The organism is Ferrimicrobium sp. (assembly GCF_027364955.1).
Classification (GTDB): domain Bacteria; phylum Actinomycetota; class Acidimicrobiia; order Acidimicrobiales; family Acidimicrobiaceae; genus Ferrimicrobium.
The window spans coordinates 333,781-359,365 of sequence record NZ_DAHXOI010000001.1; the positions used below are offsets into that span (position 1 = coordinate 333,781).

Annotated in this window: 22 protein-coding genes and 1 tRNA gene; 11 read left to right on the forward strand and 12 right to left on the reverse strand. The window is 58.4% G+C overall.

Annotated features, from left to right (window positions below; all coding sequences use genetic code 11):
- Positions 1-35: 35 nt before the first annotated feature.
- From M7Q83_RS01500 to M7Q83_RS01535, 8 genes are all read left to right on the forward strand, one after another.
- Positions 36-1,595, forward strand: a complete 1,560-nt coding sequence (locus M7Q83_RS01500; protein ID WP_298334635.1) for an Rne/Rng family ribonuclease — start codon at positions 36-38, stop codon at positions 1,593-1,595.
- A gap of 19 nt (positions 1,596-1,614) precedes the next feature.
- On the forward strand, positions 1,615-1,926 hold the full coding sequence (rplU, locus tag M7Q83_RS01505) for a 50S ribosomal protein L21 (protein WP_298334637.1): 312 nt from the start codon (positions 1,615-1,617) through the stop codon (positions 1,924-1,926).
- A 140-nt stretch (positions 1,927-2,066) separates the two neighbouring features.
- A complete protein-coding gene (rpmA, locus tag M7Q83_RS01510; RefSeq protein ID WP_298334639.1) occupies positions 2,067-2,333 on the forward strand; it encodes a 50S ribosomal protein L27 in 267 nt (88 codons plus the stop codon).
- Between the two features lie 316 nt (positions 2,334-2,649).
- Positions 2,650-3,966, forward strand: coding sequence for a GTPase ObgE (gene obgE, locus M7Q83_RS01515; RefSeq protein ID WP_298334641.1), 1,317 nt, complete (start codon positions 2,650-2,652; stop codon positions 3,964-3,966).
- Positions 3,966-5,021, forward strand: a complete 1,056-nt coding sequence (gene proB / locus M7Q83_RS01520; RefSeq protein ID WP_298334643.1) for a glutamate 5-kinase — start codon at positions 3,966-3,968, stop codon at positions 5,019-5,021. The genes obgE and proB overlap by 1 nt, the downstream gene beginning before the upstream one ends.
- A gap of 68 nt (positions 5,022-5,089) precedes the next feature.
- A complete protein-coding gene (locus M7Q83_RS01525) occupies positions 5,090-6,421 on the forward strand; it encodes a glutamate-5-semialdehyde dehydrogenase (protein ID WP_298334644.1) in 1,332 nt (443 codons plus the stop codon).
- 9 nt (positions 6,422-6,430) lie between these two features.
- Positions 6,431-7,282 (forward strand): MoxR family ATPase, encoded by an 852-nt coding sequence (locus tag M7Q83_RS01530; protein ID WP_298334646.1) that lies wholly within the window; start codon positions 6,431-6,433, stop codon positions 7,280-7,282.
- 1 nt (position 7,283) lies between these two features.
- Entirely contained in the window at positions 7,284-8,624 is a 1,341-nt protein-coding gene (locus M7Q83_RS01535; RefSeq protein ID WP_298334648.1) for a VWA domain-containing protein, read from the forward strand.
- Here M7Q83_RS01535 and M7Q83_RS01540 read toward each other — a convergent pair.
- Positions 8,621-10,543: a hypothetical protein gene (locus M7Q83_RS01540; RefSeq protein ID WP_298334650.1), complete on the reverse strand. Its 1,923-nt coding sequence runs from the start codon at positions 10,541-10,543 to the stop codon at positions 8,621-8,623. The two genes, M7Q83_RS01535 and M7Q83_RS01540, sit on opposite strands and share 4 nt — an antisense overlap.
- A 362-nt stretch (positions 10,544-10,905) precedes the next feature.
- Positions 10,906-11,751 carry a fumarylacetoacetate hydrolase family protein gene (locus tag M7Q83_RS01545; RefSeq protein ID WP_298334651.1) on the reverse strand — a complete coding sequence of 282 codons (846 nt, stop codon included), beginning with the start codon at positions 11,749-11,751 and terminating at the stop codon, positions 10,906-10,908.
- A gap of 173 nt (positions 11,752-11,924) precedes the next feature.
- On the opposite strand from M7Q83_RS01545, the gene M7Q83_RS01550 reads away from it, so the two are divergent.
- Complete coding sequence (locus M7Q83_RS01550) at positions 11,925-12,539, forward strand: YecA family protein (RefSeq protein WP_298334652.1); 615 nt, start codon at positions 11,925-11,927, stop codon at positions 12,537-12,539.
- A gap of 381 nt (positions 12,540-12,920) precedes the next feature.
- Here M7Q83_RS01550 and rsfS read toward each other — a convergent pair whose 3' ends face one another.
- The 3 genes from rsfS to nadD all read right to left on the reverse strand — a co-directional run bounded on the left by rsfS (position 12,921) and on the right by nadD (position 14,509).
- Entirely contained in the window at positions 12,921-13,373 is a 453-nt protein-coding gene (gene rsfS, locus M7Q83_RS01555) for a ribosome silencing factor (protein WP_298334654.1), read from the reverse strand.
- Positions 13,374-13,427: 54 nt separating this feature from the next.
- Complete coding sequence (locus tag M7Q83_RS01560; RefSeq protein ID WP_298334656.1) at positions 13,428-13,790, reverse strand: hypothetical protein; 363 nt, start codon at positions 13,788-13,790, stop codon at positions 13,428-13,430.
- A 68-nt stretch (positions 13,791-13,858) separates the two neighbouring features.
- On the reverse strand, positions 13,859-14,509 hold the full coding sequence (gene nadD / locus M7Q83_RS01565) for a nicotinate-nucleotide adenylyltransferase (RefSeq protein WP_298334657.1): 651 nt from the start codon (positions 14,507-14,509) through the stop codon (positions 13,859-13,861).
- 161 nt (positions 14,510-14,670) lie between these two features.
- Between nadD and M7Q83_RS01570 the strand changes: the two genes are divergently transcribed.
- A complete protein-coding gene (locus M7Q83_RS01570) occupies positions 14,671-16,014 on the forward strand; it encodes a class II 3-deoxy-7-phosphoheptulonate synthase (protein WP_298334658.1) in 1,344 nt (447 codons plus the stop codon).
- A 65-nt stretch (positions 16,015-16,079) separates the two neighbouring features.
- On the opposite strand, the gene boxA is transcribed toward M7Q83_RS01570, so the two are convergent.
- The 7 genes from boxA to M7Q83_RS01605 all read right to left on the reverse strand — a co-directional run bounded on the left by boxA (position 16,080) and on the right by M7Q83_RS01605 (position 25,328).
- Positions 16,080-17,267, reverse strand: a complete 1,188-nt coding sequence (gene boxA, locus M7Q83_RS01575) for a benzoyl-CoA 2,3-epoxidase subunit BoxA (RefSeq protein ID WP_298334660.1) — start codon at positions 17,265-17,267, stop codon at positions 16,080-16,082.
- Positions 17,264-18,703: a benzoyl-CoA 2,3-epoxidase subunit BoxB gene (boxB, locus tag M7Q83_RS01580; protein ID WP_298334662.1), complete on the reverse strand. Its 1,440-nt coding sequence runs from the start codon at positions 18,701-18,703 to the stop codon at positions 17,264-17,266. Before boxB ends, boxA begins: the two co-directional genes overlap by 4 nt.
- Before the next feature lie 2 nt (positions 18,704-18,705).
- Positions 18,706-20,313: an enoyl-CoA hydratase/isomerase family protein gene (locus tag M7Q83_RS01585; protein WP_298334664.1), complete on the reverse strand. Its 1,608-nt coding sequence runs from the start codon at positions 20,311-20,313 to the stop codon at positions 18,706-18,708.
- Between the two features lie 60 nt (positions 20,314-20,373).
- A complete protein-coding gene (locus tag M7Q83_RS01590; protein WP_298334667.1) occupies positions 20,374-21,192 on the reverse strand; it encodes an alpha/beta hydrolase in 819 nt (272 codons plus the stop codon).
- Positions 21,189-22,766: a benzoate-CoA ligase family protein gene (locus tag M7Q83_RS01595; protein ID WP_298334669.1), complete on the reverse strand. Its 1,578-nt coding sequence runs from the start codon at positions 22,764-22,766 to the stop codon at positions 21,189-21,191. The genes M7Q83_RS01590 and M7Q83_RS01595 overlap by 4 nt, the downstream gene beginning before the upstream one ends.
- Before the next feature lie 249 nt (positions 22,767-23,015).
- Positions 23,016-23,891, reverse strand: coding sequence for a shikimate kinase (locus M7Q83_RS01600; RefSeq protein ID WP_298334672.1), 876 nt, complete (start codon positions 23,889-23,891; stop codon positions 23,016-23,018).
- Positions 23,892-24,077: 186 nt separating this feature from the next.
- On the reverse strand, positions 24,078-25,328 hold the full coding sequence (locus M7Q83_RS01605; RefSeq protein ID WP_298334675.1) for an MFS transporter: 1,251 nt from the start codon (positions 25,326-25,328) through the stop codon (positions 24,078-24,080).
- 131 nt (positions 25,329-25,459) lie between these two features.
- Between M7Q83_RS01605 and M7Q83_RS01610 the strand changes: the two genes are divergently transcribed.
- Positions 25,460-25,532, forward strand: a tRNA-Arg gene (locus tag M7Q83_RS01610).
- Positions 25,533-25,585 lie beyond the last annotated feature (53 nt).

Genomic DNA, 25,585 nt, shown 5'->3' on the forward strand with positions numbered 1-25,585 from the left:
CAGTGCTCGCATGAGTAATTTTGAAAGGTTTTTGAATGGAAGAAACGAACCCGGTAGGGTCCGGTACCGATGGAGTGGCGAGCGAGAGTAAGCCAGCTCAGAGCCAACGTTCGACAGGTCGGCGCGCAAGTTCGCGAACTCGTCAGCCAGGGGATGCGACGGCGACCAACCCTCCGCGTCGAACCCAGTCGAGGCGGCGTCCCACGAAGGCTCAAGCGCCAGTCGAGATGGAGATCCAAGGTCAAGTAGCGGAGACAATTGACGCAGGAGCGAAGATCAAACGCCGGTTTGCTCAGCGGGCACCACGCGAGCGACATGGACGTCCGGTCGGCCGGTATCAGATGGTGGTTCATGTCGCTGGAGATGTTACCCAGGTAGCTATCCTCGAGGGTCGAACCCTTATTCAACATTTTGTGTCTCGGGCCTCTGACTCGCAGTCCAATATCAGTGGGAATATCTATCTTGGGCGAGTGGCGAACGTGCTTCCTGGCATGGAGGCTGCCTTTGTTGACATTGGTACCAATAAGAATGCGGTCCTCTATCGTGGTGACGTTCGTTATGATCGCGAAGATCTCGAATCATTCGATCGCAACGTCCGGATCGAGCAACTGCTGCGACCAAAGCAGGTGGTGATCTGTCAGGTCGTTAAGAATCCGATCGCTCAGAAAGGCGCGCGCCTGACCCAGGAGGTCTCGTTACCTGGACGGTTCGCCGTCCTGTTGCCAGGCGGCGGGAGTTTTGGGATCTCTAAACGGCTGCCTGATGATGAGCGTCGTCGTCTCCGTCGGATTCTCGATGATGTTGCTCCTGAGGGTTTTGGAGTCATCCTGCGCACGGCTGCTGAGGGATCCACGAAGGAAGAGCTCAAGCGCGATGTCGATAGTTTGATGGAGTCGTGGAGGAAGATCGAGGAGATGACCAAATCGGCACATGCTCCCGCTCTTCTCTACCGTGAACCACCTTCGGCAGTACGGGTGATCCGAGAGGAGTTCAACCGGGAGTTCCGTGGGGTCACTATCGATGACCTTGCCCTCTACCAGGAGATCGCTGGATATGTCGCAGCGATTTCTCCAGAGTTGGCTGATCGGGTTGAGTACTTTGACTCTGCCACGGAGAAGTTGGCGATTTTTGATCAATTTCATGTTCGGGAGCAGTTGCAGAAGGTTCTTGAACACAAGGTCTGGCTCCCCTCTGGTGGGTCGATTGTGATCGACCGAACGGAGGCGTTGACGGTTATCGACGTGAATACCTCTCGCAACGTTGGTACCGTTTCGCTCGAGGAGACGATCCATAAGAACAACCTGGAAGCAGTGGAGGAGATTGCGCGTCAGCTGAGGCTTCGCGATATCGGTGGTATCATCGTCATCGACTTCGTTGATATGATCGAGGCCCAGAATCGAGAGGATGTCATGCGCGCTTTTCGTGCCGCACTTACCCGCGATAAGACCAAGACCCATGTGTATGAGATGTCGCAGTTGGGCCTGGTGCAGATGACTCGGCACCGCATCGCTGAAGGACTTGTTGAGGCGCTCTCGGAAGTCTGCCCCAGTTGTGGCGGAAGTGGCTACGTCATCGACCCGATGATCACCCAGTAGGACGTATACTAGTAGCGATATGTATGCAGTTGTTGATGTAGGCTCAAAGCAAGCCAAGGTTTTTGAGGGTCGGACGGTTCTCGTGGAGCGTCTTGACGTCCCCGCCGGAGATGAAGTCTCGCTGCGCCCAGTACTGTTCGTCGACGATGAGCGAGTGCTCGCTCGTGCCGATGAACTTGCCGGTGTATCGGTAGTCGGCGAGGTAGTCGAGGAGGTAAAGGGGACCAAGGTCATTGGTTTCCGTTACAAGTCCAAGGCGAACGAGCGTAAGCACTTTGGTCACCGCCAGAAGTACACTCGAGTGCGGATTACCTCGATCGTCGCCGAGTAGCTCTCGCGGCTCGGTTGAGCGACTGCAGAGGAGTAATTGCTCTGAGGTGCTGTCGTGGCTCCGAAGTATGTCCAGTCGCCACTCTGCACAGGTTCTGAGGTGAGCGACAAAGGCGTGAGTACAAAAAGAATGAGGAGATAATGTCAAAGACTAAGGGTGGTGGTTCCACTAAGAACGGCCGTGACTCTAATGCCCAACGATTAGGGATCAAGGTCTACGGTGGTCAAACGGTGCAGGCAGGATCGATTCTTGTTCGCCAACGTGGTACGAAGTTTTACCCAGGTGACCATGTAGGGCGTGGTAGCGATGATACCCTGTTTGCCAAGGAGTTTGGTCAAGTGGTGTATGGGCAGCATCGGGGTCGTAAGGTCGTCTCAGTGGTGCCGATCGAGGATCCCCTCAACTAGCCGTTTTATGACCACGTCCTCGGCGGGCCGGATAGTTTCGAGTACGCAGTGTTTGTCGCGACTAAGAGCCCTGGGACATTAGGGGCGATGGCTCCAGCGCAACAGCGATGTGGCCAAGATAGACGCAGGCAAGCCGGGCTTGATGGAGTCGCTGGTGATAGATTCCCTACTGATGGAGTCACTGGTGTCGAACCCAAGACGAAGACGGACAAATGTTTATTGGGTCTGGGATGCCGGTAGGGCAGCTCTTTTGGGTGAGCGCGAGCGGCACTGTTTGGGCCAACGATGGTGTGAGTGAATTCTAGAAGGCGGGGTCATGGACCCCGCCTTCATTGGTGTAAGCGAGGTGAGGATGGCGGAGTTCGTAGATGCTGCGCAGGTCCATGTCAAGGGGGGTAACGGAGGAGCTGGGGCTGTCTCATTCCGACGCGAGGCGCACGTGGATCGTGGCGGACCTGATGGTGGGGATGGTGGTAAGGGTGGCGATGTGATCCTGAAGGTCGACCCTCAGCTCGCGTCGTTAATTGTCTTTCGTGACCAGCCTTTCCGTCGCGCGGGCGATGGCGCTCACGGCCAAGGGAAAAAGATGCATGGTGCTGGTGGTCGTGATCAGGTGGTTGGGGTACCTCTCGGCACCGTAGTACGTGACTTCGATGGTACGCTCGTCGCCGACCTTGCTGAGACTGGGGCAGCATTTGTCATTGCCCGTGGTGGTCGAGGGGGTGCTGGTAATGCTCGATTCCTCTCCAACCGTCGGCGGGCTCCTGGCTTTGCTGAGCAGGGTGAGGTGGGTGAGGAGTTCTGGTTTAATCTCGAGCTCAAACTCAAAGCCGATGTCTGTTTGATTGGGGAGCCAAATGTGGGAAAGTCTTCGCTGATTGCCAACATTTCCCGTGCGCGTCCCAAGATTGCCGACTATGCCTTCACCACGCTCATCCCTAACCTCGGCGTCGTACGTCCCGCTGACGCAACAGAGTATATCGTTGCTGACATCCCAGGGTTGATCGAGGGTGCGAGCGAGGGTCGCGGATTGGGGCATGCCTTTTTGCGGCATGTGGAACGGGCGGTGGCGCTGGCTCTTGTCGTCCCAGCCGATCTGGATGAGCGTGCGATGGAGGAGTGCGTTGCGCAATTGCTGCATGAACTTACCAATTATCTCGAATCCCTCGGTGACCGGCCTCGCGTGCTTGTTGGAACGCGACTCGATCTTGTCGATGATGAGGAGGAGGCACAACGACGGATGAGCCGTGTTGCTGAACAATTTTCTATGCCATTGGTCGGGGTTGTCTCCAATGTGGACCGACGTGGCATGGCGAGTGTGATCTATGGATTTGCCAAGGTGGTGGCCGATTCGAAGGCTGGCGGACCGGCGACGGTGGAGAGGATGGTCTATCGGCCCCGGCCGAACTTCGAGGTACGGGTGACGCGTACGGGAGATGCGGCCTTCATGGTGGACGGTAGGGATGCGCTCCATGCAGTTGGTCTGAGTGATCTCGGGCAGGCCGATGCACTTGCGATCGTTCATACGCGCTTGGAACGCATGGGAGTGTTTCGCATGTTGCGACGGTTGGGCTGCCGTGAAGGCGACCTTGTGAAGATAGGGAGTTTCGAGTTCACCTTCGAGGAGGACTGATGGGCATCGCTCGTCTGGTTGTGAAGGTCGGGACGACCTCTTTGACCTCGGATACAGGCGAGTTCCGCACCGAGGTTGCCGCCGGGTTAGTGCAGGGTATCGACGAGGTTCGTCGGAGCGGTGTCGAGGTCGTGCTGGTAGTCTCGGGTGCGATTGCACTCGGTGTACGGCGTCTGGGCATCGCTCGGCCATCGGAGGCGGCTGTCTTGCAGGCGATCAGTGCCGTCGGCCAAGTGGAGCTGCTCGCACAACTGGCGCAACGCTTTCGAGCTTACGGGATGGAGATCGGCCAGATGTTGCTGGCTCCGCAGGATTTTGGTGATCGCCGTCAGTATCTGCACGCGCGAGCCACCCTAGAGGAGTTGCTGCGGATGCGTGTCGTGCCGGTGATCAACGAAAATGATGCCGTTGCGAATGAGGAGATCCGCTTTGGTGACAATGACCGGCTGGCAGCCCTGGTCTCTCACCTTGTCCATGCTGATCTGTTACTCCTGCTGACGGATCTGCCAGGCGTCTATGACGCCGATCCTCGGCGAGTGAGTGGGGCACGCCTGATTGAACGTCTCGAGCTTGATGCCTTCGATACTGTGCACGCGCAGGGTTCGATCTCAGGGCGAGGAAGCGGTGGGATGTCGTCGAAGTTAGCTGCCGCCAATATCGCGGCTCGATCTGGCGTGGACTGTTTGATCGCGTCGGCGCAGACGGAAGGGGTCATCGTCGCCGCAGTACAGGCGCGTCCCGCTCCATCGACCTTGATCCCCTCCCTTGGAGTACGTGAGCCTGCTCGACGCCTCTGGATCGCGTACGCGACCGACCCAGAGGGTTCACTGGTTGTCGATGAGGGAGCGAGAGCGGCGCTCTGTTCGAGCTCAGCCTCGTTGTTGGCTGTGGGGATCCGCCAGGTGCACGGTCGCTTCATGGCGGGGGCAACGGTTGAGATCGAGACCGCAGCGGGTGGAGTGTTCGCTCGAGGAATTACGCGTTTAGATGCCTCCGCTATTGTGGGCACTCGTGGGGTCGTGGTCCATCGAGATGATCTTGCCATTCTTGTCTAAAATTGTGATGCTGACGGTGTACGCTGGGGGGAATTGAAGGCCATTCTTCTCCCACAATATGAGGTGCCATGAGACACGATGCCGTAACCCAAGACAAGCCCACACAGGACAAGCCCACACAAGATAACCCCGTCAGCGAGGCAAATCACGAAGCCGTAACGGATCCTGATGGGCTCACGAGGATGGCCGAAGAGGCGAGGGTAGCCCAGCGTATTTTGGCCACGAGTTCGGGAGCGGTGCGGGTTCAGTTGCTAGAGGCTATCGCAGAGGTGCTCGAGGCTGATCGTGCGAAGATCCTCACGGCGAATCGTCTCGATCTTGATGGTGCTCGAAACCTTACCACCGCCCAACGTGATCGCCTTACCCTCGACGAGTCCCGTGTCGGAGCGATGGTTGACTCCGTTCGGGCGATTAGCCGCCAACGCGACGTAGTGGGGGAGGTAGTTGAGGGTTGGGTGCTGGCCAATGGGCTCAGGGTGCGTAGGATCCGGGTGCCTCTTGGGGTCGTGGGGGTGATCTACGAGAACCGCCCCAATGTGACCTCCGATGCGAGCGCGCTGGCACTGTATGCGGGGAACGCAATTCTGTTGCGTGGCTCGTCGCAGGCTCGACACTCCAATCAAGCCATCGTTGCTGCAATAAGGCAAGCATTAGCCGAGATCGGTTTACCGGTACAGCTGGTGGGGTTGGCAGCCGAGACAAGTCGTGAAGGCGCCGTTGCTTTTATGCGACTCGGCACGGCGATGGATGTGCTCATCCCACGAGGTGGTCCAGAGCTGATCGCTACCGTACGAGCTCAGGCTACAGTGCCTACCATCATCGATGGCGATGGCAATTGCCATGTCTACGTGGACGAGGGTGCCGATCTCGCGATGGCGGTCACCATCATCGAGAACGCCAAGATGCAGCGCCCCGGTGTTTGCAACGCGATGGAGACGCTCCTGATCCATGCCAGCGTGGCCGAGTCATTGCTCGGTCGGCTGGACACGGCTCTGGCGCCGGTGGAGTTACGTGGTGATGCGCGTACCCTCCAGGCGTGTCGCCGTGCGGTAGCCGCAACCGAGGATGACTACGCTCGCGAGTTCTTGGATCTGATCTTGGCGGTGCGTGTGGTCGATAGCCTTGATGAGGCCATTGACCACATCCGCAAGTACAGTTCAGGTCATTCAGAGGCGATTATCACGTCCAACCTGGCCCATGCGCAACGGTTTGAGCGCGAGGTCGATGCCGCCAGCGTCTTGGTCAATGCCTCAACGCGGTTTGTTGACGGGGGTCAACTCGGCATGGGGGCCGAGATTGGCATCAGCACGCAGAAGCTTCACGCACGCGGTCCGATGGGCATCACGCAGCTGACGACGACAAAGATCGTCATAGAAGGAGAGGGTCAGATTCGTCACTAGCCTGGAGGGGTGTTGTACCTTCAGAGTCAAAAGGAGGTCTCGGACGCACTCGCTCAGGTGGGTTACCTGCCGAGTACCGAGATCGCCACCACCGTCTTTCTGGCGACTAAATTAGCCAAGCCTATATTGGTTGAAGGCCCGGCAGGCACTGGCAAAACTGAACTCGCCAAGGCACTGTCACGGGCGTTTTCGTTGGAGCTGATTCGCCTGCAGTGTTACGAGGGGCTCGACGAATCTCGAGCACTCTATGAATGGGACTATCGCAAGCAGTTGCTCGCGCTCCAGGCAAGAGCTGACCAAGAGGTGCAGTCGATCTTCTCACAGGAGTTCCTGTTGGAGCGGCCTCTGTTGGCCGCACTGCGGGGCGAGACGGAGAAGATTCTGCTGATCGACGAGGTGGATCGGCTCGAAGTCGAGACAGAGGCCTTGCTGCTTGAGGTCCTCGCGGAGTTTCAGGTGACCGTGCCGGAGCTTGGCACGGTGGTCGCCACGTCAAAGCCGATCGTTGTCTTGACCTCCAACGGCATGCGAGAGCTCTCCGAGGCACTCAAGCGGCGGGCGCTCTATCTCTATCTCGATTATCCAAGCCAAGCCCGGGAGCTCGATATCGTACGTACCGCGATACCAGAGATCGAGGAGGAGCTAGCGGAGCGTCTGGTGGCCATCGTGGCCCGTCTCAGGTCGTTGGACCTCAAGAAGAGCCCGTCGATCGCCGAGACGCTCGATTGGGGCCGATCCTTGATGGCGCTCTCGGTGGATGCTCTCAATGATGATGTCCTGACCACCACGCTCCCCATTCTGTTGAAGAATCGTGCCGATATCGAGCGGGCGCTCAAGGAACTGTCGCCACGGGCCTCCTGACGTGCTACTCGACACTCTTCTTGCGTTTGTTGGGGCCCTTCGTGCGGCAGGGGTGAGTCTAGGGCCATCGTCGGTGGTCGACGCGGCGGCTGCTTTGGTCACCGTTGACCTGCTCGACAGAGAGGTACTCCGCGCGGCGTTAGCTGCCACGCTCATCAAGGATCAATCCTCTTTGGTTATCTTTCACCGCCTTTTCGACGTCTTCTTCTCCGCTGGCTCCCGCGTTGGGGCCGATGGAGAGGATGAAGAGGAGCTGATCGACGCTATTCGCGATGCCTTGTTGGCCCAAGACTATGAACGGCTCGGCGAGCTAGTCGGTCGAGCAGTGGAGCGTTTCGCCGGGGTTTCTCCGGATCGTCCGGTCTCGGGTGTCTACTATGCCTATCGAACTGCAAGGGGTCTTGATATTGACCGACTCCGCTTTGAACTTTTGGCGGGGCTTGCCACCCAACAACAGGGCGATGCGGCATCGGTCTTTGATGACTCCGATTTTGAGGTCGCACAGCGACTCAAGGCGTTGACGTCTGCCATCGATCGCGAGGTATTGGCGCGTGTGGTTGAGGCACGCGGTGCCTCTGAGGTGGCGCGCACGCTTGGCCTTCATCTGCCCGAGGATGTGGAGATTATGCATGCTTCACGGGAGGAGCTTCGAGAGCTCCGACGCATCGTCACCCCGCTGGCTGTCAAACTGACCGCCAAACTTGAGCGGCGACATCGAGCCCACAACACTGGTCGACTGGACTTCCGAGCGACGATCCGGCGGTCACTGTCGACCGGTGGTGTCCCACTCGATCCAGTGACCCGTGACGATCGTCCGATGCGCCCAGAGGTAGTCCTGCTCGCTGATGTCTCTGGCTCGGTCGCCTCCTTTGCACGCTTCACGATGCAACTGCTGTTCGCACTCTCGCATGAGCTGCGGCGTCTGCGCAGTTTTGCCTTCATCGACGAGGTGGATGAGGTCACGGAACTCCTTGGGGGCGGCCGCGATATTGAAGTAGCGCTTCGTAGCGTTGCCCAGTCGGCCAAGGTCGTTGGCTTAGTTGGACACTCAGACTACGGGGCAACGTTTCGACATTTTGATGAACGCTACCATACGGCTATCTCGCCTTCGACGACCCTGATCATCTGTGGCGATGCGCGCTCAAACTATCACGATCCGGAGGAGCTCCATTTCCGGTCCTTTGCCGAACGGGCAAAAGCAACCTACTGGTTGAATCCCGAGCCAAAAGGTTACTGGAACACGGGTGACTCGACCGTGGCGAGCTACTCCTCCTGGTGTAGCGCTGTGGTTGAGTGCCGGACGCTGCGCCAGTTAGAGCACTTCGTCGAGCAGATCCTTTAGCAGCTGGCGTCCTCGTCGATGGCGCCGCCAAACTGGCTCGTGGTGCCGTACTGGACGTAGCGAATGACGCCACCTCCGAAGGCGGACCAACTCGATCCAGCCGCTCCTTGACAGACGGATGCTGGGGTGGCTCCGGGATCAGGAACCCAGAGCGAGGTGCCCGAGGGAAGCATGCCGCCGTCGGTGATCTGTGACCACTGGTAGTTTGTGGAGTAGACGCCCACATTGGCTGCGCCGAGAGACTCGAGCGCTGCGATGGCGCCGAGGATCGCATCGTAGTTGCCTCGAGGGTTGCTGGTCCAGCTTCCTGAAGTTTCCGTATCAAGCCACCAGGTGTTGTGGACGATGTTGGGAAGGCCAGCGGCGTTTGCATTGACCGTAGCAGTGTCGTAGCCAAAGATCGCTTGCTGCCAGCCGAAGTTAAAGTTAGGACCCGGTGTGTCACAGGAGTGGCCAGCGGCTACGTAGAGTTGGCAGCCCGACGTCGTCACCGGTGCAGTGGCAAAGTCCCCGCTCGCATTCGGTTCATCGTATTGGCAAGTACTGGTATTCCAACCTGGAAGCGTGGTGCCAGTGGCAGTGAGGCCGACGTCGTCGGGGGTGCTGGCACACCCACTGGGGACGAGATTGGTGACCGCAGGGTTCGTGTTGCTCGCATTTGGGTTGTCACCGAGAAAGAGGAAAGGTTGGGTGGCATTGCCTGCGATCTCTAACGCAGCCATCAGACCTTGGGAGATTCCGTTGCTTGCGGTGCCACAGCCGACACCGTTCGGTGGTGTATAGTCGAAACTGAAAGGATAACCATTGGTTTCTACGAACATGAGCCCTTGCGGCGAGTTTGGAAGATCTTGACAGTTGTAGTTGGATACATCGTAGCCATGCTCCTCGGGAACCATGACCATGGCAACAATCGGAGCTGGTATCTGTTGGCTACCAAGTGAGTTTAAGAACGGGGCAGAGCCAAAGTTAAAGACCCCGCCATCAGCGGCGACGAGCCAGTACCCGCCGCCTCCAGGGGCGACGGTCATGCCCACAATTGGTTTATTCAACGGGTGGGCGCCACCAAGGCCCGTGATCCCATCGGAGTAGGTCGATCCATAGAAGCCAGCATCGCCGAAGTCAAAGACCCCGCCATCGGCTGCCACCATCCAGTAGCCCCCACCATTTGGTGTCGCGGCCATGCCGACGATGGGGGCGTTCAACGGGTGGGCGCCACCAAGGCCCGTGATCCCATAGGTATAGGTCGATCCATAGAAGCCAGCATCGCCGAAGTCAAAGACCCCGCCGTCGGCGGCGATTAGCCAGTAGCCGCCTCCGTTCGGTGTGGGGACAATGCCGACGATGGGGGCGTTCAGCGGATGGGCGCCACCGAGACCGGTGATCCCGTAGGTATAGGTCGACCCGTAGAAGTGTGCATTGCCGAAGTCAAAGACCCCGCCATCGGCGGCCACCAGCCAGTAACCCCCGCCATTTGGTGTCGCGGCCATACCGACGATGGGGGCGTTCAGCGGATGGGCGCCACCGAGACCGGTGATCCCGTAGGTATAGGTCGACCCATAGTTCGCTGCATCTCCAAAGTTAAAAACCCCGCCATCTTTGCCAACCATCCAGTAACCCCCGCCATTTGGTGTCGCGGCCATACCGACGATCGGTGCGGCGAGTGGGTGGGCGCCACCGAGACCAGTGAGTCCGTCGGTGTAGGTTGATCCGTAGGTCTGCGCACCAAAGCCATAGACCGAACCATCAGCCCCGGCGAGTAGGTACCCAGCGCTAGCGGTAGTCGCGCTCGTGAGGTGTGAGGCCGGGAGTGGAGTGGTCGATGTCGCCGCCGGCTTTGCTGGGACGGCGAGTACGGCGAGGACGAGCGTAAGGCTGATAGCCAACGAACGCAGAATCGCACCACGGCTGTGTCTGAACATGATACCCCCAGGCAACGGTGAATCGACGGTAGTTATGTTACCCTCTATCGTCAGACGGTGTCCAACTATTGAGAGAATACATCCAACAAATGTTCAATAAAAAAAGTCATAAACATGAGGTTGTACTCAAGAGCGGGGCCGAACTGCCGAGAGACCAGCAGGGAGGTGGTTATGGAACCGTTGCAGCCACAGAGTGTGCGTCGTTTTCTGGATCGACGCATGGAGGTACATATGGTAGGAGAGCAACAGCTTATGGGACGACTGCTGAGTGTCTCAGGAGGTCTTCACCCGACGATGTGGTTGACCGAGGTCGATGGCGAGGAGACCGATGTCGTTCTTGGACTCGATCGCATTGTCGACTGTCAGCTCGTCGAGGAGTCAGGGGCGACGATCCGGTTCGCAAGCACACCGATGCCTTCGATGGTCGACTCCATCGTCTCTCCTGGTTCGAGAAAACGCTGAGGGTTGCGTCCGGCACCCACACCTGATGGCGTGCCCATGCTCACGAGGTCACCTGGCTCAAGGGTAAGGATTTGCGAGAGGTAGGCGATTGTCTCGGCTACCCCAAAGATCATCTGCGAACTCCGACCATTTTGCATCACCTCACCGTCCACCGTCAGTGTCATCGCGAGGTCGCTCGCATCATCGACTTCGTCACGGGTCACCAACCAGGGTCCGACTGGGGTGGTGCGTTCGAAGATTTTCCCCTGTAGGAACTGGCTGGTTCGATTTTGAAAGTCACGGAAGGAGACGTCATTGACGACGGTGTACCCAGCGACGTGGTCGAGGGCTCGTTCCTGGGTGACAAAGCGTGCCGGCTTGCCGATCACCACCCCGACCTCGACTTCCCAGTCCATTGCATCAGAGATCACTGGCTTCACGATTGGAGCATAGGGGTCAGTCAGCGTTAGCGGGTATTTGGCAAAAAGTGTTGGAAACGCTGGGCGATCATGGAGCATCTCGGCAACATGATCTGTAAAGTTCAGACCGAGGCAAATAATCTTGTTCGGGGTCATCACCGTTGCCCGAATGACAGCCTCTGCGACGTCGACGGCTTCGAACTCGGTCACATCGGCCAATGCGCTGATATCACCATCAAAGGCCCGTAGGGCCGCAGCAAGGTCACCAAACGGAGTCACGCGGTAGTGGCTTCCAAAGTCGATAGCCGCTCGAGGCTGGCCCTGAAATTCGATCGTTGCAAAGCGCATGGAAACTCCCTTGAATGAAAGGCGACCGCGGTCGCGAGACCTTGGCGTCAGTCTATCGGTCGAACCCGTGTGGTGACAATGGAATTTCGGTGAGCCTAGCCCGGTGGCCAGTGTCAATAGGTCGACTAGCGTGATAGCGGATTGCATGATCGAGCGGATGACGGGAGCAGCCGATGACTGACCAATTGAGCGAAGAGGAGCTAGATGCTCTGGCTGAGTTTCTCGATGATCCGGAGGCGCCACCCGAGCGCTTGACATTGACTGCCTTTGACGGCTTTGTCGCTGGTTTGGCCGTGGCTCCAGTCGGTGTTGAGCAGGATGAGTGGGTCGAGTTGGCCCTCGGCGTCGTACGCGAAGGTGAGGAGATCGATCCCACCGTGATCGCTTTCATGGCGCGTCATGCCCAGGTCGTGCGCGAGGTGATTCGTACGCGCCCGGAAGAGTTTCTTCCCATCTTCGATTCTATCGTGGAGGTAGACGGGGATGAGGAGCTTGAGGAGATCTCACCGGTGGAGTGGTGCGCTGGCTTCCTGTTGGCGACTGATCTCTTTCCAGAGGCGTTCTCCACGTTGGCCGATGATGATGAGGCGGTGAACCTTATGTTACCGTTTGTGGTGTTCGGGACCGAGGAGGGGCTCGAGGCGCTTGAGGAGAACCAGGATGGCTTCGCCGAGGAGCTGATCGATTCTATTCAACCATCGGTGGTCGGTCTCTTCCGTTACCTAGAGGAGCGCGATGCAGTTGGTTCTCCTCCGCAAGCAGCTACGGAGCCGTCGATACCTGAGTGATGGCCGATCCGCGCGCATATTGGCGTGCGTGCTAACGCCTCGCTGTCGGTGGTGTCGATTGCGTGCCAAGCCAGACCTACCAATGCCATCATCGGCGATCCCATTGTTGACAACTGCATAGCAGGTATCGTATCGAACGGGCGAGTTCGTTCATGATGGGCATGCTTCGCATCTGTGACCCACGCTAGCTGTGAGGCTTCATCTGGTCGCGGCGACTGACAACTCTCTCGCGAGCGCTGAGTCAACAAGCTCTCTTAGGGTCGGTGATTGGCGACGAGGATCGCTCGCTCTTGGCATTGAGAGGCACTCGTTGGTGATCGGTTGTGGCGGGGGCTTGACGTGAGCGTGCTTGGCTCTCACCCAGCGTGGTGGAACCCCTGTTCAGCGAGGTTGTGCGTTCGAGGGTATCGGTAGCTCGATGCGGGTAGCATCCGACCAAAGTCGTTCGAGTTGGTAGAACTCGCGCGCTTCGGTAGAGAAACAATGCACGATGAGCGATCCAAAGTCGAGCAGCACCCACTCCTCGCCTCGTTCACCCTCGACACGAACATGGAGACCGTATTCGTCCCGAGCGCGGTCGCGGAGTTCGTCGACTAACGAGTGCAGGAGTCGCGTGTTGGAGCCCGTCAGGATCAAAAAGTAGCTTGCGAAGGTTGACACCTCTCCGATGTCGATCGCCAGCACATCGCTGGCCGATTTTTCCATAGCGACGGCAGCAAGAAAGAGGGCTAACTCACGTGGATCGACATCGATGCGCTTGTATTCAGTGTGTGCAGGGGGGCCAGGATAGATTTCAATACCCAATTTTTGCCCTGGTCGTAGGTTATGTTTCACGATGCTTCCAGTGTAGCCGCCGACAACGGGCCCTTCGGTAAGGAGGGCGGGCTATCACGTGCCAGGCTGCAGAGGCGTGCCATCAAGGAGCGATAGCTCAATGGTACTGATTTCGCGGGTCATCGTGAGGTCGGCCTCGGATGAGCAGATCGGACATGGTTGTCGATGGCGCTGCGACCGAAGCACGCGGGAGCCATCGGCGGTGAGACGGACGATGAACTCTCCAGAGACTGGGTCCAGCGTGAAGGACTCATAGTGCTCCCAGGCCGACTCGGGCAGGAGTGAATACGAACTCGGAAGGGGATGACTACGCGGTAGACGTAAGAACCTCTTCTCCTGCGCCTCGAAGACCCACAAGCTGTTGCAGGTCTCTATCGTCTCGTAACGATCATTTGATTCGTTGATGCGTGCAGCCATGCGTAGTATTCCAATCTGCAAGGACATCTCTGTCCCGATCGTGCGTTCGATCCCAGGCTTTTATTATTTTAGTCCAGACGAGCCGACGACCCGGTAGGGCGACCTTGGTCCTCACCGGTCATCGCATTTCTCGGGTGTTGTTCACGGTAGAGCGCAAAGCGTTCTATGGCGTCGATAGCGGTCGCTGGCAAGAGGAATTGCAGGGGCCGATGATCACGTACTCTCTCCCGAAGATCGGTAGAGGAGATATCGAGCCATGGCATCTCCGCGAGTATTGGTTCATCAAAGTCCAGGATGTGGCTGATGGTGGGGTAGCCATAGCGATTGACGATGACCAGTCGAGCCAACCTTGAGAGCTCCTCGGCCCGTTCCCAGGTTGGCATTTGGGATGCTGCGTCAGCGCCGACGACGAGAAAGAGTTCGTCAGCTGGTTGCGCGTCGTGAAGTTCTATCAGGGTATCGATCGAGTACGATAGGCCCCCTCGACGGATCTCGATGTCGCTCGGCTCGAGTCCTGGGATAGGGGCGAGAACCTGTGTGACCACCAAGTGGCGTAGCTGAGCATCAGTGACCTCCCTGGTACCCTCCTTTTGCCACGGTTGGTTGGCGACGATAAAGAGGACGCGGTCGAGTTGTGCGGCGTGCATGGCGTTTTGGGCGGCCACAAGGTGGCCAATGTGAATAGGGTCAAAAGTCCCTCCGAAGACACCTAGCCGCATTGGCGGTGCCTTAGAGGGCGCTGAGCGACCTGGTCTCGCTGCATAGTGGTCCACTCCTCTGTTGCGCGGCTACGTTGCTAAGCAATCTTACTGGGGTCAGGGTGCCCAGAACGAACCGCTGGTGGGGTTCTTGTCACGTAGACTAGCTGCAGGAGGTAGACATGGAGCTGGCGTGGGATCCGTGGGATTGGCAGAACTACCAGATCGCGCAGCAGCCGGAGTGGCATAGTGCGGACGAGCTTGAGGCGGTACGTCGGGAACTTAGCCTGCGCGCGCCATTGGTCTATCCACGGGAGGTCGACGCACTGAAACGTGGACTCGCCCGTGCTGCGGCGGGTCGTGCCTTTGTCCTACAGGCAGGGGACTGTGCTGAGTCGTTCCATGAACATTCGGCCGCGGCCATTCGTGCAAAGCTGCGAGTCATTTTGCAGATGGCGGTCGTCCTGACGTACTCTTCGGGGGTTTCAGTCGTCAAGATCGGTCGTATCGCTGGCCAGTACGCCAAGCCGCGATCCGCTGAGACAGAACTCCATCAGGGGGTTGAGATTCCAGTTTTTCGTGGCCATATCGTCCATAGCGACGACCCGACTGTAGCGGCACGGCGTCCCGATCCACAACGAATGTTGACGGCATATGACTATTCACGTGCCACCGTCGCGACGGTGCGGGCGCTGACCGAAGGGGGGTTTTCTGACCTCTCGCGTGCGCATAGCTGGAACCAGGACTTCGTTGCCGCCTCGCCAGAGGGTGAGCGCTATGAGACCATTGCGGCAGAGATTGAGCGGGCGCTGAACTTCATGGGAGCCTGTGGGATCGACCTCTCCCAGGAAGAGGTCCTCCATCAGGTCACACTCTGGACCTCCCATGAGGCCTTGCTGCTTGGCTATGAGGCTGCCCTGACGCGCCGCGATCCTGCCTCGCATCGCTACTATGATCTGTCGGCTCATCAAGTGTGGATAGGTGATCGAACGCGTGATCCACAAGGAGCTCATATCCGCTTCGTGAGCGGGATCGCGAATCCCATCGGTGTCAAAGTGGGACCGACCATGGAGGTCGACGATCTGCTCACGATCTGTGGAGAGCTTGACCCGGACCGAGAACCGGGTCGTCTGGTCCTAGTGGCCCGCATGGGACACGATGTGGTGCGTGCAAAACTTGGCGAGCTGGTGAGGGCTGTCCAGACGGCCGGACATCCAGTCGTCTGGCTTTGTGACCCTATGCACGGTAACACCTTTGTCTCAGAAGCGGGGTACAAGACCCGAGACTTTGAAGATATCATGGATGAAATTTCGGGCTTCTTTGAGGTGCACCGACGGCTTGGTACCTGGCCAGGAGGCATCCATGTCGAACTTACTGGTCAAGACGTCACCGAGTGTCTCGGCGGAGGTGAGGGAGTCCTTGAGGAGGAACTCTCACGTGCCTACGATACGATCTGTGACCCTCGTCTCAATGCGCGACAGTCCTTAGATCTCGCCTACCGAGTCGCTGAACTGCTTATTCATTGAGTTGACACGCAAGCGGGGCCAGTCATCCTGGGCAAGCGGCAGGTACTCACGGGCTGCCCCAATGATCAGTAGGTTTCAATATGGAGACGGCCCTCCTGGAGGAGCTGCACCTCCCTTGCTGGCCAATCTGGGATCGACTCGGCCAGGACATCCCGGACAGATTCCTCCATTCCCTTGACTCCGCAAAGGTAGAGGTGGGTAGCGTCGTGTCCAAGGAGTTCTGTAACCTCGACGGCTCGTTCACGCAGACCATCTTGGACATGTCGAACTGGCAGTTCGTCTTCTCTCGAGAGACAGAGCTCGATGTCGATCAGCGTACGATCAAGCTTCATCAGCGGACCAAAATACGGGAGTTCCGACCGCGTGCGAGCTCCAAAAAACAGCAGCAGCTTGCCTGGCCCAGAAGGGAGGTGACGACGGTGAAACTCGGTCATGGCACGAAAGGGAGCAGAACCGGTACCGGTACAGATCATGATCAGGTTGCTCGCTGGATCGGTTGGCATGAGGAATGTGTCGCCAAAGGGGCCAACGAGGGCTACTTGATCGCCTTTGACAAGATCGCACAGATAGTTCGAGGCGAGTCCAGGCTGACCCCTTCCATTGTTCATCACTCGCTTGACGGTGAGCGCAAGATTGTTGTGGCCAGGTCGTTCACCATCACGAGGTGAAGAGACCGAGTAGAGTCGGAGTACCGGTCGCATCGTGTCGGGACTTGACGGGGGAAGAACACCCACACTCTGGCCCTCAAGAATCGGAAAGGCGTGGCCACCAAGGTCGAGAACGAGGTGGTGCACATCAGACTCGCTCTGTGGGTCAGTGATCCGATAGTTGCCCATGACGGTAGCGGTGATTGGGGAGTGTCGAGTGGCGACGTTGAGATGCGGAACAGTGGCGCTCTTTGGCGCGACCGCCCTTGGCGCTCCTTGGTGGGCAACCTCCAGAAGTGCTCGGGCCTCATCGTCACCTTCTGGGACCGATTCGAAGATCTCGCCAGTGTCCTCGGGCAAGAGTTCCCAGCCCAGCTGATCATCGATCGAATGTGGCGTCGTCACGATCCGCCACGAGTCGATAGCTCCGGTTGGACAGGGGCCAAGACAATCCCCGCAGGAGGCACAGATCGCTGGGTCGACGACATAGTTATCATCGTTGTGGGTGATGGCTCCGATCGGACAAGTCTCCTCGCAGGTATTACAGCGTATGCAGACCTCTGGGTCGATCAGATGTTGTCTGATCAGACCTGTGGAGGTAATCATGCGTGGAGGCGGACGAACTCGAAGTCCCCCGGCTTGTTGTCGATGGCAACCTTTGGTGCTGCGATCCAACGCGCATAATTGCCTGGCTCATAGACAGGTTGCATCAAGGAGTTGATGAAGGCGCGATCAGTGGCGTTTGGCAGGTGCGACACGGTCACCTGGTCGAAGGTGCGATCCGTTACCACGTTGCCCGCCGGATCGATCGGTTGGGACTGAAACTCTCCGACACGACGATGAAATCCGAGATGGGGTAGGGTGAGTTGGAATTGGATGCCTGACTTTTCAATGGCCTTGTTCCAACGCTTGACACCGTTGGCACAGTCGTTGGCGTAATCATCGCGCAGGCGTGCATTCAAGACGGTCAGCGCTGGTTCGTCGCGGGCAACGATCGCCCCACCTTGGAGTCGTAGCACCGGATAGGTCGCGCCGACGAGCCGGTGGTCATCGGTGATCTTGTGCTCATTGAATCGACCCTTCAGCCCTGAGGCGAAGGCATTCGCGGCATTCGAGGAGCCCTCTGCGCCAAAGAGATCGAGGCTCACCGAGAAGTGAAAGTTGAGATAGCGTTGCAGGGTTGGCAGATCGATGACGCCCAGGGTGCGGATTCGGTCGACATCGTAGGGGTCTTCGATACCCGCGGCCTTCATAGTGGCCAGGGTTGCATCGATCACGCGACCAATGCCACTCTCTCCGACGAACATGTGGTGCGCCTCTTCGGTCAACATGAAGCGAGTGGTTCGTGCCAAAGGATCGAAGCCTGATTGGGCCAGAGCCTCGAGTTGGTACTTGCCGTCCCGGTCAGTGAAGAAGGTGAACATGAAGAAGGAGAGCCAATCAGGGGTATCCTCGTTGAAGGCTCCGAGCATCCTCGGACGGTCCTCGTCCCCCGAGCGGCGATGCAGCAGCGCCTCAGCCTCCTCCCTGCCGTCGCGCCCAAAATACCGTTGGAGGAGATAGACCATCGCCCATAAGTGGCGACCCTCTTCGACGTTGACCTGGAAGAGATTACGAAGATCGTAGAGAGAGGGCGCGGTGGCTCCTAGGTGACGTTGTTGCTCGACGCTGGCGGGTTCAGTGTCGCCCTGTACCACGAGGAGACGACGCAGCATGGCTCGATACTCACCAGGAACCTCTTGCCACACCGGCTCACCGATGTGCTCACCGAAGCCGATTCTCCGCTCGGGATCACCAGGGGCCAAGAAGATACCCCAGCGATACTCCGGCATCTTGACGTATTGGAACTGCGCCCAACCTTTCGGGTCGACTCCAGTGGCGGTGCGTAGGTACACCTCTGAATCTGCGAATCCGTTAGGTCCCATCTGGTTCCACCAGTTCAAGTAGCCAGGGTGCCACTGTTCGAGGGCTCGCTTGAGACGCTCGTCGCTTGCCAACGCGACGTTGTTGGGGATTTGTGAGTCGTAGTCGATGAGCTCCATAGTTAGATCCTTTCTCGTTGGAAGTTGGTGGTAAGCCCGGTACCATACCGTTGCAGCGCTCCTTCAGGTCCGACGGCATTCGGACGATTGAAGACCCAGTTTTGCCACGCGCTGAGGCGTCCAAAGATTTTGGTCGCCATGCTTTCCGGACCGGCAAAACGCAGGTTCGCCTCCATGGCAGTGAGCGCATCCGGTGAGAAGGCGTTGCGCCCGTCAAGGGCGAGGCGTAGCTCATCCTCCCAATCGTATGCATCTGGCGTGAAGGTGACCAGACCCTTGTCTTGAGCGGCGTTCGCATCGAGCGGTTGGTTGATGAGTGGTTCCAGTGCGCGAAGTTGTTCAGGGTGACCCCAAAAGCGGGTGGCGAGTCGTGAGAGTCCGTTCATCATTGGGAAGGCCTCGAAGTTGAGGTGGTTCAGAACGAGTCCAGTCTCCCCATTGTCGAGGAAGTATGAGCGATCTGAGGCAAAGATAAGTTCCGCCAAAGGCCCCGCAAAGCAGCTGTCCCCATCAATCGAAGACATGATGGATCGAGAGGTCAGGTCGAGGCGAGCAAGGGTCCGCTGCCAGAGGGCGAGACCTTCGTCGACAATCCACTCGCCGCTCCACTGCAAGAGGAGTTCGCAATAGCGCTGGGCGAGAGCAAGATCTCCGCGGCTCTTGATAAGGAGCGTTCCAACTGTTGCTTCGTTGAAGCGTAGGTGACAGAGAAGGTCGTTAAGTTCTCGCGCTGTTGCGATCAACCATGAGGCATCGCCTTGGGCGAGGAGCTCGGCGGAGGAGGCCGGAAGCTCTGTTGGTCCGAGGATCTCGATGGCCACGACGCCGTTGTTCCGGTCGATGTCAGCTTGGAGGTGACCATACCTGATTGTATCGTCAGTGAGCTCGCGGTCGATGTCGTTCAAGGTGATGCCGGGTCCCGGTGGTGGGTCGGTACGTTTGCGGGAGGTGACGAGTTCGTCGAGGAGTCGATCGAGGCCGGAACGTGGTACCAAATGGTCGACCAGCTGCCAATTGAGAGCTCGTTGACCGCTGATACCCTCTTCCAGGGTGCAGAAGTAATCGGCGCGATCACGGCGTAGATGGCGTTTGTCAGTCAGCCGCGTCAGCCCACCCGTCCCGGGAAGCACTGCGAGCAGTGCAACCTCTGGCAGCGAGACAGATGCCGATCCGTCATCGACGAGTACGATGGTGTCACAGCTCAACGCCAGTTCATAACCACCTCCAGCCGCGGTGCCTTCGACCACTGCGATGAAATGGGCAGGAGCCCCTTCCATAAAGAGGCGCGTTTCGTTAGTGAACTTACAGAAGTTGACTTTGTGTTGGTGGGTCGCCCCGGCCAGCATGCCGATGTTGGCTCCTGCACAGAAGACGCGATCCTTCCCTGAGCGGACCAGCACCGTGGTGATCTGGGGGTAGGAGAGTCGTAGTCGCTCCAGGGCGTCGGCGAGCTCGATATCAACCCCCAGATCGTACGAGTTCATTTTCAGCTGGTAGCCGGTACCGATCGTCTCGTGCTCATCGACATCAAGGATGAGCTCTGCGCTCTGGTCGCCGAGTTTGAGCGTCCAATGGTGATAACGATCAGGGTTCGTGCGTAGGTCAATCATCATTCCTCCTATGATGCAGTATAGTTATATTTCCAGCGCCAAATACGGTAATATAGTGCATTATCCTGGTGGCGACCCGGTGAGGTTGGGGACGAGGATACCCCGCTGGGCGAGGAAGCATTCGATCGCGTCCAAAACCCGGTCGGTGTGGGTGAGATGAGGGGAGTGTTTGGCCTCTCGGATGAGGGTGAGGGTCGTCTCGGCAACGCGTGATGCGATGAGTTCTAGCTGCATGCTTGTCCCATATTCGTCCTCGGTTCCCTGCAGGGCGAGAACGGGCACGTCGATGGTGTCAAGTCGATCAAGGATCGAAAAAGTGCGAAAGTCCGGGTCCAGCCAGGCATCGTTCCAACCCCAGAAGGCACTCGAGAGATTTGAGCGATGATATCGCGCAAGCTTTGCGGCAAGGGCGCCGGCAGTAAACTGCTCCTTCGCCCCCTGGATTGCTGCGATGGCGATCGCTTCAACTACCACATGTGGTGCGATCACGACGACGCTGGTGAGGAGCGGATCTTGCTGGGCACCCGCATAGGCCAGGGCGATCGATGCACCGTCGGAGTGTCCGAGGAGTACCCTTGGCCCGCCGCAGAGCGCTTGGAGCAGATCGGGTAGTACTTCATCCGCCTCGCGTTGCATGTAGTCAAGCGAGCGAGGGAGATCGATGGTGCTCGACCCCCCGTAACCAGCCCTAGAGTAGGCGATGACGGGCAGCCGAAGTCGGTCTGCCAGTCGCTGGGGGAAGTCTTTCCACATCTCCACGCACCCGAGACCCTCGTGAAGCAGGAAGATGGTTGGACCATCACGGGACTCGAGGTTGGGCGACCAGTGTGCCACCTCTAGGGTGGCGGCGAGATGCTGGATCGTGGATGTCGTCCTCATGACTTTCGGAGTTTGAACCGTTGGATCTTACCGGTAGCAGTTTTGGGGAGTTCTTCGACGAATTCGATCCATCGAGGGTACTTCCAGGGGGCGAGTTGCTGCTTGACAAAGCCTTGGAGGTCGGAGACGAGCGTATCCGTGGGTTGGACATCCGAACGGGCAACGACGTAGGCCTTAGGCTTGATCAGATCATCGACATCCCTCCACGGGACGACAGCGGCCTCAAGAACGCTTGGATGGGCGATCAATGCTGACTCCACCTCAAAGGGCGAGACCCAGTTGCCACTGACCTTCATCATGTCGTCGGATCGACCTGCATAGTAATAGTAACCATCGTCATCGCGAAGGTACTTGTCGCCGGTATGGGTCCAATGCCCTCGGAAGGTGGCGAGAGACTTGTCGCGCTGATTCCAGTAGCCATCAGCGGCGGAGTAACCACGCACTACTAGTTCGCCGATGGTACCTGAGGTGGTGATCTCTAACCCCTCGTCGTCGATGAGGCGAGCGTCATACCCGGGAACAGGAACGCCGCTGGAACCATAGCGGATACCGCCTGGACGGTTAGCCAGAAAAATATGGAGCATCTCGGTCGACCCGAGGCCGTCGATAATCGCCGCACCGGTGAGTTCTTCAAAGCGGCGCCCGATCTCCGGGGGTAACGCTTCACCGGCTGAGGTACAGATCCGGAGCCCAACATCGGCAAGTTCTCGAGCGCGGGGGCTTGCGAGTAAGGAGGCAAAGAGTGTCGGCACGCCGCAGAAGACCGATGCGTGGCTCGTCTGCAGGAGATCGATGACGGAGTCCGGGGTCGGCCGTTCGTTGAGGTAGGCCACGCTTGCCCCAACGCCGAAGGGAAAGGTCAGCCCGTTGCCAAGGCCATAGGCGAAAAAGAGTTTGGCGGCAGAGAAGACCGTGTCAGTGGGGGTAAGGCCGAGCACTTGTTGGGCGAAACAGTTGATGGTGACTGCCACATTGCGGTGGAGGTGTCGAACGCCTTTTGGGCGTCCGGTCGATCCTGATGAGTACAGCCAGAAGGCGACCTCGTCGGCGACGGTGGCGATCGGTAGTTGATACGGCGAAGCCGCTAGGATGCGGGCTCCGATCCCCGGTCCGTGCAGTCCGTTGTCACGCTCGATCCACTTGACGCGTCGACACCCGGCCGCCGCCCGTTCGATCTTTTGCGCACCCTGGGTGTGGGCGACGATGGCTTTGACTCTGGAGTCTTCGATGATGTAGCGAAAGTCCTCTTCGGCTAGGAGCGGGTTGAGAGGGATGGGAACGATGCCCGCTCGAATGGCCCCGAGGAAGAGGGCAGGGAAGAGAATGGTGTCGCCGATGACCAAGAGAAGTCGATCCTCAGGCTCAAGGCCGAGCTCCATCAATGCGGTGGCAGAACGGAGCACGAGATCCTCAACCTCTCGGTAGGAGTAGGTGCCGTCCGCATCCGTGACCGCTGTGCGACCAAGCGGTTGTGATCGAGCGGTAGCGAGCAGACTCTCTGCAATGTTGTAGCTCTTTGGCAGGTTTGCGAGCCACTCTTCGATCGCGATCGTCTCTTGTTGTTGGACCTGCATCATCACTCCCCCTTCATGGGCACGCCTGCACCGGTCATCGATGACTCGTTCTCGGTCGGCATGCCATACAGGCACCTCTTTAGGTGCATCGGCACACTTGCACTATACTGCAAAATATGCGGGGAAAGTCCCGCAAGGACATGCATTATCATGCAGCCCTCGGCCGCGTGATCAATGACCGTGCAGCCAATGACGGTGCAGCCAATGACGGTGCAGCCATCTGTCGATGGCGCAGGTGGCGTTGGACCGCTACCCGTTCACCTCTTGTGGGGGCTCATCGGCTTCGGGGCGGTCGCCAACGCTGAGATACTTCGCAATCAGCCCTTCGAGTTCCGCGAGGGAGGTTTCGACGCTCCTCTGCGAAGTGGATAGATGGAGCTCGGCCGCTTGATAGAAAGGGGTCCGTTCGTACAGAATAGTCCTGAGCTCTTCCATGGCTCGATCGGAGCCGTGCATTGGCCGCAGGTCACCCTGGGCAATGACTCGTTGCATGTGTTCCTCTGGCGTTGTCGAGAGCCAAACGGTGGTCCAATGACGACGAAGTAGCCGGTAGGCCGGTTGATTTGTGACCAGTCCGCCTCCAATCTCTACGACGATTTGACCTTTGCTATCCTCGACGAGTTGTTGCAGGGTCTCGAGTTCAAGTCTGCGAAAAGCGGCATCACCCCCAAGAGAGAAGAGCTCGTCGAGGGGCATCTGGGTTCGTTCGGTGATCAGCTCCGTTAGGCGATAGAAAGGCCAACCGAGTTGAGCAGCTAGTAGGTGGCCTAGAGTTGTCTTTCCGGCTCCGCGTAGCCCGATCAGAGCGATGCCACGGCGCTCGGAGACGACGCGCTCCTTGAGCTTTTCGATGAGCGATTCCGCCTGGGTTGGCGTGGCGAGTGCGGCGACATCGATCAACTCGATGAGGCCGAGGTCGAGGGCTTGGGCCAGTCGGGTCAGTACGGTGAGCGAGGGGTTCGCACGACCAGTCTCGACCTGGGCTAGGTAGCGTTCCGAGAGCTGGGCTCGGCATGCGAGATCGGACCGAGACAGCCCTCGAAGGCTACGCTCCCGGCGCAGCGTGTGAGCCAGCTGGGCAACGATCCGTTCGTACTCAGAGCCTTGGGGATGGGAAAGGTCCACCTACGTCACCAACGACCGCGTAGGTGTGTCACGATGCGCAAGGAGACAAACTGGTGCACGCGTCTACTTTAGCGGCTTTGGCTGCGAGTTGACGGAGATAGTAGTCACGATGAGTGAGGTCGGTTGTCTTGGATGGATTGGCCAAAGCCGTCAGGCAATGGGAGCGGTGGGTGCAGCGTTGGAGCCCTATGGCGTCGGTCTGGCGACGGGGTTGTGTCGGAGACGCATAATGCCGACGACGCCGACAAAGATGGCGAAGAGCAGGATCACCGGGGCGAGCACCGTACCCATCATGAATCGATAGGTGGTGGCGGCGGCGATGACGCCAAGGATGAGTGGTGCGATGATACCAACGAAGTTGGAGGAACCCATCAACAAAGAGTTTGCACGGGGTAGCTGATCTGGTGGTAAAGAACTCGCCAGCGCCGAAAGTGCGAGGGGGAAGATCAAACCATGCGGGATGCCGAGGATGATCATTCCTACCAGAAAGAGAGTGAATGAGTGGCCGGCAACGATAAAGGTAAGACCGGTGATGGTCATGATCCCCGATGCCGCATAGGCCAATCCCTTGTGGTAGATGGGGGATCGCCAAGCGACAAGTCCACGGGAGCCGAGCGAGAAAATAAAAAAGACAGTGAAGGCGAGCTGGGCTTGGGCCGCAGTGGCCCGATCGGTCACGCGGGCAACCTCGGCGCCAAAGACGGTGAGGGCTGCAAAGGGCACGGCGTACATGAGTTGTGCGAGAAGGGCTTTGACGACCTCTGGAGTCTGGAGTAGTCGCACTCGCTCAGTATCGGCGGCAGGTGTGATGGACGGCTCTCCTGCAGCACTCGCGCGCGCAGCGGCAGCGATTGCTTCTCGACGTCGCGACATCATAATGCCGAGGGCAAGGAGCGGAAGAATGGCAAAGGCTAAGAACGGCCAACGAACATCTTGGTGGGTAGCATCGAGGAGGCCAGCCTCAAGAAGCGGTCCAATCGCGAGCGAGATGCTCAAGACTAGCGTGTAGATTGCGAGAATTCGTTGAGGATTCGAGGAGGTTTCACCCGCGGCAAGCTGCACTGAGCCGGCAAGCCCCGGCATTCCTAGACCTCCGCCAATGCCGAGGAGTATGGATGCGAATGCCGTGAGGTAGATTGAGTGGCTCACACCGATGATGACCAAGCCGAGAACGAGGGTAACAAGCGAGATTGCCACCGCGCGTTCGAGTTGCGCTGGCTTGAGGCGCGCACTGATCATGAGGGTGACGAGTACGAGAACAATACCGGAGAGCGCTGAGATCACGCCGATGGTTCCTGCTCCATAGCCAAGATCCTCTTTGATGATCAGCGCAAGGGTCGTGAGTGCCATGTTCTGGGCACCACGATAGAATCCCGCCACGGTATAGAGTCCAAAGACACTGTGAGGAAACGATCGAAGCCGCGACCGTTGTTGCATGTGCGCTTCCCTCTACCTCCGCGTGAGTAAAAGACTGTGGTTGCGTGCGGAGGAATACTCCCTCCACTCTAGTTGACAGAGTGGCGCTCGATTGCCGCTGATCGCGTCGACGGCTTTACACTTTACTGAGTGCCCCTGTAGCTCAGCGGATAGAGCAGCTGCCTTCTAAGCAGTCGGTCGTAGGTTCGAGTCCTACCGGGGGCGCTGCGCAGGACGCATCGACCTTCGCCGGCGGCCCAGATGCGACATCAGAGAGC